Origin of the sequence: Bacillus marasmi, from assembly GCF_902168435.1 — a bacterium.
Classification (GTDB): Bacteria; Bacillota; Bacilli; order Bacillales; family Cytobacillaceae; genus Bacillus_BU; species Bacillus_BU marasmi.
In genome coordinates this window covers 1-12,010 of the sequence record NZ_LR656195.1, presented here as the reverse complement: position 1 = coordinate 12,010, position 12,010 = coordinate 1, and the positions used below count along the sequence as shown (strand labels likewise).

The window sequence follows — 12,010 nt, the reverse complement described above, 5'->3', positions numbered from 1 at the left end:
CAGGTTGCCCACGTGTTACTCACCCGTCCGCCGCTGACTATCGGGAGCAAGCTCCCTCAAGTCCGCTCGACTTGCATGTATTAGGCACGCCGCCAGCGTTCGTCCTGAGCCAGGATCAAACTCTCCAATAAGATGAGACTTCCATCTTTAGATGGTTAGTCGAATCAATCGGGTATTTACGGGCAGTTATCCGAAAGGATATTACTGCGCGTTATACGCGAGAAAGTTGATTAGCTCAAAAAAGTTACGTTGGCTCGTAATCTTCTATATTAATATAGAAGAAACACGATAAAAATTATTTGTTGACGTTTGTTTGTTTAGTTTTCAAAGAACAATTTTCATCGCCCTCAGAAGCGACAAGATTTATATTATCATGTTCACAATAGAATATCAATAGTTATTTTCAAATTCTTTAATACTATTTTTTTCATTCGGTAGAGAGACAGTTCACTGTCCCACTTTTTTTGTGTTTTGACAAAATGTCAGTTGAAATCAAAAAAGAGGAAAGGTATTTCGAGGCATTATATTATGACTAAAAAAGTACGAGAACTCAAGAAAACTCGCCCTTAAGCGAGTTTTCTTTTTTGACAATGGACAAAGTTGTGCCCAGCCGCATTGTCTTTATCGATATTAACATTTATTGGTGGGACATGGGACCTGTCCCCTCGTCCCAGCCAAACGAATATACTGTTTGGGTGGTGTATTGTTGGTTTTTTTCTAGGATGATTGATGGGAATCTGAGATCGTCAATCATGTTGGGGGGCTTTTGGGTTTCGAGACAAAGCCCTAGATGCTTTTGCGATTGCGTACCACGGATGTTGAAATCATCCGTGAGCATATTGCCTGAATAAAACACCACCGCTGGTTCTTCTGTTTCAATCTCTAGCTTCCTTCCGCTCTCCAGGTCAAATAATGTCATTTGACTTTGATTTTGCACGGGGCTAAGCAAGAACGGATGGTCATAGCCGCCTCCAACTAATGTGATTTGCGGATGCCCAGCTTCAATCCCTTGTCCAATTTGTTTACTTTTTCTAAATTCAAACGGCGTCCCCTCTACTGAAATGATTTCACCAGTTGGGATTAACGTTTCGTCTAACTCCAAGAATCCATCACTATGCAACGTCAACTCATGGTCCAGAATCGTCCGTTTAAGGTTTCCGCTTAAATTAAAATAAGAATGATTCGTCAGGTTCACGATGGTGTTTTGATCAGATTGAGCTTGATATTGAATCAGCAGTTCATTGTTTTCATTAATCGTATATGTGACCTCAACCTGAAGATTACCCGGAAAACCAGCTTCGCCATCTGGGCTCATATACGAAAAAGTAATACTAACTTCTGTATCCTTTACAACCACTGCTGAATCCCAAATCACATTGTGAAATCCATTAGCCCCACTATGAAGGTTATTTTCACCATCATTATTCGCCAAATGATAGGTTACCCCATCGATTTCAAATGCTGCACCACCGATTCGACCGGCATTCCGACCAATGACACAACCAAAATACGGAGAGTGGTCGATATACTCCGCTAATGTATCGAACCCCAACACAACATTCTCTTTTAATCCGTTGGAATCTGGAATGAGAATTTCCGTAATAATACAACCATACTCGATGCAAGTAAACTTCATGCCGCTCGAAGTTTCCACCGCATACGACTTCACATGCCGACCATTAACCACCCCATAGACACCTTCAACTAACTTCACATCATCACCTCTATGTAAGCGATTAGACTGTACTCCTGCTTTATTTTTTCAAATCAAACAGTTCGTGGTTAATAGCGACTGTGTGAGGATAAATATCTTTATAGGCACGGAAGTATTGATTATAGCGTTCCACGTTTCCCGGTATTGGCTCATATACTTTGTCCGTTTTTATAAACACCTCAGCACATTCCTTGAGCGATGAGAACCAACCTAACCCTGCTGCAGCAATCATCGCTGCTCCCATGCCAGGTCCCTGTTCATTTTGCAACTTCACGACTCTTGCCTTAAAAACATCTGCCTGAATTTGCAGCCATAAATCACTCTTTGCCCCGCCGCCAATTGAAATAACCGTATCAATCGTCTTTCCATAATTCCGGAAAATCTCGACACTCTCATTAATCGAGAATACAATCCCTTCAATGACTGCACGAGTAAAGTCACCTTTATTGTGCGAACCATCGATTCCAGTAAAAGTACCCCGGATTTTCGCATCCGCATAAGGTGTCCGTTCACCTACCAAAAACGGCGTAAACAAAAGTCCATTGGCACCAATTGTTGATTGGGCTGCACCCTCTAACAAACTAGTAAACGACTCATCCTTAGCAAACGTCTCTTTAAACCACGACAAACTATAGCCTGCAGCTAATGTAACACCCATTGTATAGTAGGCGTCCTTTTCCCCATGATTGAAAAAGTGGACCTTTCCGCCGTAATTCTTTGTGCGGTCATTTTCATATGACAGGAATACACCTGATGTACCAATACTGCAAAGCGCCGTCCCCTCAGATAATATCCCGGCACCAATCGCACCACAGGCATTATCAGCTCCACCAGCAAACACTTTTGTTCCTTCTGATAGCCCTGTTTCTTTTGCAACCTTTGGTAAAATAGAACCAACAAACGCCTCTGTCTCCACTAACGGCGGACAAATTGAGCTCGGAATCTCAAAAGTTCTTAAAATATCAGCACTCCAAGCTTTATTGACCACATCCAAAATGAGCGTTCCAGCTGCATCAGAGTAATCCATATGGATAGCCCCTGTTAATCGGTAACGTAAATAATCCTTTGGAAGCAGGAACACACTTGCCTTCTCCAGATTTTCCGGCTCGTTCTCCTTCACCCACATGATTTTTGGTAAGGTAAACCCCTCGAGGGCCGGGTTCTTCGTAATATCTAACAACTTTCCGCCTAATTGCTGATCAATTTTCTTACATTGCGGAGTTGTTCTTGTATCATTCCAGAGGATGGCGTTTCGAATCACGGCATTGTTTTCATCAAGCAACACCAACCCATGCATTTGGCCGGAAAAACTAAGCCCTTCAATATCAGCACTGTCCACTCCAGACTCGTTGACGAGTTGTTTTAAAGCAGCAATCGTCTTTTCAACCCATTCCTCCGGATTTTGTTCACTATATCCTGGTTGTTGGTGAACCAGGGGATAATCCTTCGAAACAGAACTCTTCACAGTTCCTTCCTTATCGACCAGTAACACCTTAACCGAACTCGTCCCAAGGTCTACTCCAATAACATATTTCATTAACCACCACTCCGAACTATTTGTTAATTCAAGGCTTTGTTAAATATTAATGTTGATTTCCGCTCCAGGCACGAGCGGTTCGCGGGCGGTGCAGGGAGCCTCCTCGGCGGCTTTGCGCCTGCGGGGTCTCCCTATGTCCTTCACTCCCGCAGGAGTCTTCGTGCCTTCCGCTCCAATCAACGTGAAAAAAACATCCAGCTTTAACACAGCCTAAATCAAAAGCTTAAGCGACGTGATTCCATTGTCCTTCCATTTCCTCAAGCGTCTTGCCCTTCGTTTCAGGAACAAACTTCCACACGAAAATCGCTGATAGGACACTCATTAATCCGTAGAAACCGTAGGTCATTGCACCGCTGTATTCCATCATCATTGGATAAGTGGAAGAAATCAGGTAGTTGGCTGCCCACTGTGCTGCGACTGCAATCGCCACCGCACGACCACGAATTTTGTTCGGGAAGATTTCGGAAATAAGCACCCAGCAAATCGGTCCCCAAGACATCATAAATGAAGCAGTGTAAATGATGATAAATACAAGAGTACTTACGCCAATCACATTGAAATACGCTAAGGTACTTACACCAAACATTCCTAGTGCCATCCCAATTGAACCGACCATAAGTAGCGGCTTACGTCCCCATTTATCTACAGTCATAATCGCAACAAGGGTAAAAATAACATTGACTAAGCCCATCACAGTCGTTTGCATCATCGAGGCATCTTTTCCGGCACCCATGCTCTCAAAAATGCGCGGAGCGTAATACAATGCCACGTTAATTCCTACGAACTGCTGGAACACCGATAATAAAATACCGATGATAATAACGGTTTTTCCATAAGCAAACAGCTTTTCAGAAGAAACTTCATCAACAGTTTCTTTAATTTGCTTAAGAATCGATTTTGCAGCTTTCGACCCATTAATTTTTGATAAAATCTTCAAAGCTTTATCATCTTGATTTTTCAACGATAAGTAACGCGGGGTTTCCGGTACTAACAATAGTAATAATCCGAACATAACTGCTGGAACACCACATGATAAGAACATGTATCTCCAGCCGATGTCATTCACCCATGCCTGGCTTTCGCCATTCGCAATCGAGAAATTCACAAAATAAGCAACAAGCATTCCTAGAATAATCATGAATTGGTTGAAAGAAACCAAGCGCCCGCGAACATGTGCTGGTGCCACTTCGCCAATGTACATGGGACAAACAGCAGACGCCAAGCCGACACCAATTCCGCCTAAGATCCGATAAATATTAAACGCAATCAAGAGACCAACTGTTGGTTCACCCTTTTCGAAAAATAAAAACTCAGGGTACGCCGCTCCTAATGATGAAACTAAAAAGAAGATGGAGGCGATGATGAGTGAATTTTTCCGACCAAACCTGCTAGCGAAATATCCGGAAATGATTCCACCAATAATACATCCAATTAACGCACTGGAGATGGTTGCCCCATGAATAAACGCCCCTAAACCTAAGCTATCAGTTAAATATAGTCTTAAAGATTCCTCGGCACCGGAAATCACGGCCGTATCATATCCGAACAGCAAGCCGCCAATCGCCGCAACTAGGGTAATTCCAAAAAGGTAAAATGAGTTCGCTTTTTGCTCCATCGTTTTTTACACCTCTAATAGGTATTGGTTGAAAATGGCCTTTAAGTATTCCGTCTTTCCAGAAACGTTTTTGATTTCATTGTTAAGTGCATATGCTTCAAGTGTATGGAAATTAGCTTTCCCTTGAACGATGTCTAAGCCGATTCCCTCTGTGAAACTTAAGTAACGTTGTGCGATAGCATCATCAAATACTCGGTCTTCGATTAATTTGTGTGCCACCTTCAAGCCTCTTGCGAATGCATCCATTCCAGCAATGTGTGCATAGAATAAATCTTCTGGTTCAAATGAAGTTCTTCTTACTTTTGCATCGAAGTTTAATCCGCCTTTGCCAAGTCCACCGTTTTGAAGGATTTCATACATCGCTAATGTAGTGGAGTACAAATCAGTCGGGAATTCATCTGTATCCCAGCCAAGTAATGTGTTGCCTTGATTGGCATCTACTGATCCAAGCATTCCGTTTGTTCTAGCTACACGTAATTCATGCTCAAATGTATGTCCGGCAAGGGTAGCATGGTTGGCCTCAAGGTTTAATTTGAAATAATCCTCTAATCCGTATGTTTTTAAGAACGAGATCGTCGTTTGTGCATCTGTATCATATTGGTGAGTGGTTGGCTCTTTTGGTTTTGGTTCAATTAGGAATTGGCCCGTAAATCCGATTTCTTTTGCATAATCTACTGCCATATGCATGAAGCGGGCAAGGTTATCAAGCTCGAGCTTAAGGTCAGTGTTTAATAATGTTTCGTAACCTTCACGGCCTCCCCAGAATACATAGTTTTCAGCACCAAGTTCTTTTGCTGTTTCTAAACCTTTTTTCACCTGAGCAGCAGCATACGCAAAAACATCTGCATTGCAAGAAGTTGCTGCACCATGGACGAATCGTGGGTTGGTGAACATGTTAGCTGTATTCCATAAAAGCTTTGTGTTGCTTGTTTTCATATAGTCTTTAATCATTTCAACGATAATATCTAAATTTTTATTTGTTTCGCTCAATGTGTTGCCTTCAGGGGCAATGTCGCGGTCGTGGAAAGCGAAAAATGGTACATCAAGCTTTTCGAATAATTCAAACGCTGCTTCCACTCTTGCTTTTGCTAAGTCCATTCCTGTGAATTGGTCCCAAGGTCGTAACATCGTCGCTGAGCCGAATGGGTCACCACCATCAGCAGTGAATGTATGCCAATAGGCAACGGAAAAACGCAGGTGATCTTTCATCGTTTTTCCACCGATTAATTCTTCAGGATTGTAATACTTAAATGCTAATGGATTTTTTGATTGTTTTCCTTCGAAAGCAATTTTGTTTACGCTTCCAAAATAAGGTTTTGCCATTGTCTGTGTCATTGTCTATTCCTCCTGATTTTAAGAAAATGTAGTTTGATTTACACGAAAGCTTTGAGTATGTAAAAATATTTTGATTGTTTTGATGTTAGTTTGTTGCTCGGATAAACTAACTTGAATTCATCATATAAAATGCAAACGCTTTTGACAAGAGTAAATTTTTGAATTATTTTTGTACAAACAAGATAAATCAAGCGGTATTATGATACAATATTGCTGAAAGCGTTATTATACTTAATTTAATCGACAAACAAACGGAGTGTTATTCGATGTTTACTGCAGACCAGAACTTAGTGAAAAAAATTAATCAAAAAACCGTATTGAATCAAATCCTGGCAAACTCCCCTATTTCAAGAGCAAGACTATCTGAAATAACCGGATTAAATAAATCGACTGTTTCTTCACAGGTCAGTACCTTAATTGAAAAGAATCTAATTTTTGAAATTGGTCAGGGCCAATCCAGTGGCGGCAGAAAGCCGGTTCTTCTTGTTTTTAATAAAAATGCAGGCTACTCTATTGGAATTGATATTGGTGTAGATAATATCATTGGAATCTTGACTGATTTAGAAGGAAATATTGTCGTTGACCAATTTGAGGAATTTGAGAATCCATCTCCTAAGCAAACGCAGGACTTATTATTGGCGATGGTTCGAAAATTAATCGAGCAAATGCCAGAGTCTCCCTATGGTTTAGTCGGGATTGGAGTTTGCGTCCCGGGGCTAGTCAATAACGAAGAAAAGATCATCTTCACCCCCAATTTAAAATGGGATGACAAGGTGGATTTGAAGGAGCTGATTACAGCGGAATTCAATGTCCCTGTGTTCATTGAAAATGAAGCAAATGCAGGTGCATATGGTGAAAAGGTTTTTGGATCAGCCAAAAATTATGAAAATCTGATCTATGTCAGCGTTGGAACTGGGATCGGGATTGGAATTATTATGAATGATACTCTTTATAGGGGCGTTAATGGATTCGCTGGAGAAATGGGTCATATCACCATTGATTTAAATGGTCAAAAATGCAGTTGTGGAAATCGAGGCTGTTGGGAGCTATATGCTTCAGAAAAGGCGTTGATGAAATCTTTTCCGGAAAAATATAAACATGCGTCGGTTAAGGAAATCATTAGTTTAGCGAATCAAAATGATCCGGAAATTCTCATGGAATTACAGAATTTCGGTTATTATTTAGGGATTGGCCTGACAAGTATTTTGAATACATTTAATCCCGAGGCCATTATTATCCGTAACGATATTGCCGAGGCGTTGCCAATGGTATTGAACTCAATAAGAAATTCAATTTCTTCACGAATCTATCATCAGCTAGACAACAGCTATGAACTACTGCTCTCAACACTCGGCCAAAACGCCCCAGCACTGGGGGCATCCTCTATTACAATCGAACACTTCTTGGAGGGGTTTACGGCGTAAGGTGATCAGCGGTATATTGCCATTTAAGCAGCACAAAAACTCATTGATAACAACCACATATTTGTGTTCTTGTAGGTAGTGATGTTTTCTTATAATTCAGTAGGTCATTCGAATGGAAAATTGTGGGATACAAGGACCATGTCCCTTACTATTAGGAAAACACAAGAGACGTTCTTGTTTCTATGATTTTTCTGTTTTAAGCGGACACAACTGACCTTATTAACAGTAATAAACCTTCATTTAGATGATTTGAGGACACCAGATACCCTATTTAGTCAAAATCTTGATAGTTAGACTGCTTTTTGGGCAAATAGAGTCTCCTTTGTCCGCTTCCACCTCGGATATGCTGTTTTTGGCATGAATAGAGGCTTTGGTGACCGCTAAATATTTCAATTTTTTCAAATACAAAAGAGGATGGAGAAAAATCCTCCATCCTCTTGAAAATCTTTATTTTGAGGGGGCTATTAAATCATGCCGCCCGTGAGCTTTGAGTGTGTAATATCGTAACAGAAACATAGGGACGGTTCTTGTGTTTACCTAATCATTACCATTTCACTAAAATCTTAGCTCAATTTACGGATGTTACCAATTTAAGAACCATAATTAAGAGACCAGGAATAGAGTGAAAACTCTTAACCTGGTCTCTTTTATTATGTTAACTAGACAATATCTCCCGTAATCCACTCATCATCCGTTCCTGGGGAAACACAGGGACGGTTCGAGACCACTGAAAAAGTCACTAAAAAATAGAATTTGAAAAAGCCAATTTTTTTAACCCCACTTTCACAAGTGGAAACCTTGAGAATAAGCAAGGATTCCCCCACTTTAGTAGCTGTAAATAGCGCTATTTTGGGAATTCGTTTTTGGCGAATTTTCATTTTCGGGAAAATCGTACTTTTTCAGTGGCTTCTACCTGTCCCTTAGTCACTTCCTAAAATGGATTTGTTGCCAATAGACTGGCTGTTTTTACGTAAATGCGAGGGTGCAACTTTAATTGATTAACGATTACTTCAGCAATATCTTCTGGCTGCATATATTTTTCATTATTGTTTTCAGCTATTAAGTTAGTCTTAATTGCCAGCTCAGTAGCTACAGTGCTTGGTGTCAAAGCCGTTACGCGGATATTATTTCTCCGAACCTCTTGTGCCAATGACTCCGTTAAACCAATCAAGCCAAATTTCGATGCGCTATATGCACTGGATGTGGCTGCGCCATTTAGGCCATTTGTGGATGATATATTGATAATATCTCCACCATTTTTTTCAATTAATTGGGGAAGAACCGCACGTGTCACATAATATGGTCCCATTAAATTGACGTCAATGATTCTCTTCCATTCTTCTGGATCCATGTCTAAAAGTGTGGCAAAACTTCCAATTCCCGCATTATTAATCAGAATATCCGCAGGACCCAACATATCAGTTAATTTTATAATCGATTGATTTACTTCTTCCTGTGATGAAATATCTACTGCAGCATAAGCTGATTTCACCCCAAGACTTTTAACTTCACGTTCAACTTCCTCCAAGTCGACTTGTGTTCTTGCAATCAAGCCTATGTTCACACCTTCATTTGCTAACGCGACTGCAACCGCCTTTCCAATTCCTTTCCCAGCACCTGTTATAAACGCAACTTTTCCTTTTAACGATCGTGTCATTATCAACCACTCCTTCTAAATTTCATTATATTATTGTGGAATAATTTTTCTACAATTATGCCTGAAGTACGTAAACTCATTGCTAACAATCACTCATTTGTGTTCTTGTAGGTAGTGATGTTTTCTTATAATTCAGTAGGTCATTCGGATGGAAGATTGTGGGATACAAGGACCATGTCCCTTACTATTAGGAAAACACACGAGACGTTCTTGTTTCTATGATTTTTCTATTTTAAGCGGACACAGCTGACCTTATTAACAGTAAAAAGCCTTCATTTAGATGATTTGAGGACACCAGATACCCTATTTAGTCAAAATCTTGATAGTTAGACTGCTTTTTGGGCAAATAGAGTCTCCTTTGTCCGCTTCCACCTCGGAAATGCTGTTTTTAGCACGAATAGGGGCTCTGGTGACCGCTAAATATTTCAATTTTCCCAAACACAAAAGAGGATGGAGAAAAATCCTCCATCCTCTTGAAAATCTTTATATCGAGGGGGCTATTACATCATGCCGCCCGTGGGTTTTGAGAGTGTAATATCGTTAACGAGAGGTACAAAAAACGCGGTAAATCAACGTTTTGGATATTGTTGACTGTAATATCTTTAACGGGGATTTACCGTTTTTCATGGGATTGCGTTAGCATAATGTTAGCAATTTCAAGCAGATATACTTTTTCCGTTGTTCACACACTCAACGTGGCTTGAATGTTGGTCGCAGACATAAATAGGATTATTCAGAAATTCACCCTATGGGGGTACACTCATGAAAGTTTACTAAAGAAGGTTACTCTTTTCAATGAGACTACGTTTTCGAACTGTAATCATTTCTTAGTAACTACTAATTTACATCAATTACTTGTATTCCTTTAACCTGTGCATAGTCATTAATCACTTTGATTAAATTGTTTCTATAAACTGATATCGCTCCGTGTATTTCTCTTTCACCATCTGTATCTACATATTCCGGAAATAAAATAAAATTGGTTTGATCCATTTTTTTTATTATATATTCATTTCCTTCAAATTCTCCACATCTGATATGATATGAAGTAATAAAAGACATTATATCTTCATATAATTCCTGTGTATTAATTTCTGCCTGCAAAAATCCTTCTAAAACATTCATAATAATCTCACCTTTCTATTTTATTGGATAAGCAGATAACATGCCTCCATCTTCTGATAATACAACTTTAATTAAGTTTTCTCCCTTTGTTCCTATAGTTTTTCCAGCGTCAATTATTACTGAATAACTCTGTTTTTCCATTTTAGTTAATCCATTATCCGTTATTGACCGGACTGTTCCCTTTTTCATTGAATCCTTTAATATTTGTTCGGCAGCACCTTTAGAATCTCCTAAAAACTTTGCCCCATTACCAGTAGTCCTCTTGCCATAGTAATCGTTCTATGTACGTAAAAGTTCCGAAAATATTTAAAAGACAGAGAGAAAGCGAAGGTATGGTTTTGAAGAATAAAAATGGTGGTAACTAATGAAATTATGGCTATTTGCTTAACAAAATAAAGAATAAATAGGGCATACCTTTAAAAGGTATTGTATGTACTATATAATTCAAAAAAAACATAATAGGGTGCTTACTGGAGTTACTCATATTCTCTGCATAAAAAAAGACTATTCGTCACTAGGTAGCCCCCAACGAAAAAAGAAACCTTGAAAGGCATATAGTCAATCAAGGTCAACTTTTTTCTTTATACAAATTATTAGCTATTCAATATCATCATATGCATCACCTAAGGAGAGAAAATCACCTCTTAGCCAATACCAATATTGCCCTTTATTTTTTATAAGTCGTTCAAGTAAATCAGTAAACGAAGTAGCTATAATCTGGCATTCACCTACAAGCCCATGGCGGTCAAAAAAACTATCGTAGCATCTACCTAGTCTATTTTCATTGAGGTCAATCGTTAAGTATTCATCCGTTCCATCATTACCAATAATATACCAGTCAGATGAAATATCTTCCTCACATAATTCTCCTACAATTATTGGATTTGCCAATACAAACTTATCAGGAGACACAAGATAAATTGGATATTCCTCATTTTCAAATAGAACTATTCCCCCACAAAGACTATAAAACTCTTTTAAATCATTAGGTAAAATATGCTTTTCTTCATCAATAATGGGTAATCCAGAAGGCTCAAAGATACGACAATGTGGTAAAGTGTTTATTTGTGCGAGCAACTGCTTTATCTTTTCCATCAACTTCACTCCCGATAATTATATTTATTAAAGGAATTATAATATTCTTGTCTGGCTGTATTGGGAACATTTGCAGCATCAAACATTCTTTCTGTAAGTTCTCGTATCTCCCTTGGAGAGACTGATTGCCAATCAATTTTGCCCCCAACCTTCTTACCAGTTTTTTCATACAACCATTCTCTATAAACAACTTTTGTAGCAGCATGTTGTTCTTTTGTAAGTGCTACTGTTGGGGTATTCCCACCTCTACTTACATAGTTTGGAACATTATATTTAGCCCATATATCCATAACACCATGATGATTTTCTAAAGGCGAATTACTAGGTCTATATGGTACTACATCATTAGGTTTAACAGCTTTATCTATACTCTTAGTACCTTCTCTAACATCATCCACACCTTTTTTCACTACAGGGCTACTTACTTCCGCAGATTTTTTTATATGTACAAAGTTTTCACCATAACCACTATGTGCCCATGCATTGGATAATTCCTGTTTTTCTAATT

The 12,010-nt window shown here is 39.2% G+C and carries 10 protein-coding genes and 1 rRNA gene; 1 reads left to right on the top strand and 10 read right to left on the bottom strand.

Going from position 1 to position 12,010, the window contains the following annotated elements; all coding sequences use genetic code 11:
- The 5 genes from FXW34_RS22495 to xylA form a co-directional block, all read right to left on the bottom strand.
- Positions 1 to 131, bottom strand: a 16S ribosomal RNA gene (locus tag FXW34_RS22495); the annotation flags it as partial.
- 506 nt (positions 132 to 637) lie between these two features.
- A complete protein-coding gene (locus FXW34_RS22490; protein WP_147536256.1) occupies positions 638 to 1,714 on the bottom strand; it encodes an aldose epimerase family protein in 1,077 nt (358 codons plus the stop codon).
- A 40-nt stretch (positions 1,715 to 1,754) separates the two neighbouring features.
- A complete protein-coding gene (gene xylB / locus FXW34_RS22485) occupies positions 1,755 to 3,251 on the bottom strand; it encodes a xylulokinase (protein ID WP_147536255.1) in 1,497 nt (498 codons plus the stop codon).
- A 223-nt stretch (positions 3,252 to 3,474) separates the two neighbouring features.
- Entirely contained in the window at positions 3,475 to 4,866 is a 1,392-nt protein-coding gene (gene xylE / locus FXW34_RS22480; protein ID WP_147536254.1) for a D-xylose transporter XylE, read from the bottom strand.
- A gap of 6 nt (positions 4,867 to 4,872) precedes the next feature.
- Complete coding sequence (gene xylA, locus FXW34_RS22475; protein WP_147536253.1) at positions 4,873 to 6,201, bottom strand: xylose isomerase; 1,329 nt, start codon at positions 6,199 to 6,201, stop codon at positions 4,873 to 4,875.
- 266 nt (positions 6,202 to 6,467) lie between these two features.
- Here xylA and FXW34_RS22470 point away from each other — a divergent pair, with 266 nt between their 5' ends.
- Positions 6,468 to 7,625 carry an ROK family transcriptional regulator gene (locus FXW34_RS22470; RefSeq protein ID WP_147536252.1) on the top strand — a complete coding sequence of 386 codons (1,158 nt, stop codon included), beginning with the start codon at positions 6,468 to 6,470 and terminating at the stop codon, positions 7,623 to 7,625.
- Positions 7,626 to 8,556: 931 nt separating this feature from the next.
- Here FXW34_RS22470 and FXW34_RS22465 read toward each other — a convergent pair.
- The 5 genes from FXW34_RS22465 to FXW34_RS22450 all read right to left on the bottom strand — a co-directional run.
- The gene (locus tag FXW34_RS22465) at positions 8,557 to 9,282 is read right to left on the bottom strand and encodes a 3-ketoacyl-ACP reductase (protein WP_147536251.1); all 726 of its coding nucleotides are present in this window, start codon (positions 9,280 to 9,282) and stop codon (positions 8,557 to 8,559) included.
- Between the two features lie 837 nt (positions 9,283 to 10,119).
- A complete protein-coding gene (locus FXW34_RS22460; RefSeq protein WP_147536250.1) occupies positions 10,120 to 10,407 on the bottom strand; it encodes a hypothetical protein in 288 nt (95 codons plus the stop codon).
- A gap of 15 nt (positions 10,408 to 10,422) precedes the next feature.
- Positions 10,423 to 10,548, bottom strand: a complete 126-nt coding sequence (locus FXW34_RS23625; protein WP_281292955.1) for a hypothetical protein — start codon at positions 10,546 to 10,548, stop codon at positions 10,423 to 10,425.
- Between the two features lie 456 nt (positions 10,549 to 11,004).
- On the bottom strand, positions 11,005 to 11,502 hold the full coding sequence (locus FXW34_RS22455; protein ID WP_147536249.1) for an SMI1/KNR4 family protein: 498 nt from the start codon (positions 11,500 to 11,502) through the stop codon (positions 11,005 to 11,007).
- Between the two features lie 5 nt (positions 11,503 to 11,507).
- Positions 11,508 to 12,010 (bottom strand): hypothetical protein (locus FXW34_RS22450; protein WP_246141262.1); only part of this gene is annotated, 503 nt, incomplete at its 5' end.

Excerpts from the sequence above, each read along its gene's own strand:
- xylB (WP_147536255.1), bottom strand. The coding sequence starts at position 3,251 with ATGAAATATGTTATTGGAGTAGACCTTGGGACGAGTTCGGTTAAGGTG.
- xylE (WP_147536254.1), bottom strand. The coding sequence starts at position 4,866 with ATGGAGCAAAAAGCGAACTCATTTTACCTTTTTGGAATTACCCTAGTT.
- xylA (WP_147536253.1), bottom strand. The coding sequence starts at position 6,201 with ATGACACAGACAATGGCAAAACCTTATTTTGGAAGCGTAAACAAAATT.
- FXW34_RS22470 (WP_147536252.1), top strand. The coding sequence starts at position 6,468 with ATGTTTACTGCAGACCAGAACTTAGTGAAAAAAATTAATCAAAAAACC.
- FXW34_RS22465 (WP_147536251.1), bottom strand. The coding sequence starts at position 9,282 with ATGACACGATCGTTAAAAGGAAAAGTTGCGTTTATAACAGGTGCTGGG.
- FXW34_RS22460 (WP_147536250.1), bottom strand. The coding sequence starts at position 10,407 with ATGAATGTTTTAGAAGGATTTTTGCAGGCAGAAATTAATACACAGGAA.
- FXW34_RS23625 (WP_281292955.1), bottom strand. The coding sequence starts at position 10,548 with ATGGAAAAACAGAGTTATTCAGTAATAATTGACGCTGGAAAAACTATA.
- FXW34_RS22455 (WP_147536249.1), bottom strand. The coding sequence starts at position 11,502 with ATGGAAAAGATAAAGCAGTTGCTCGCACAAATAAACACTTTACCACAT.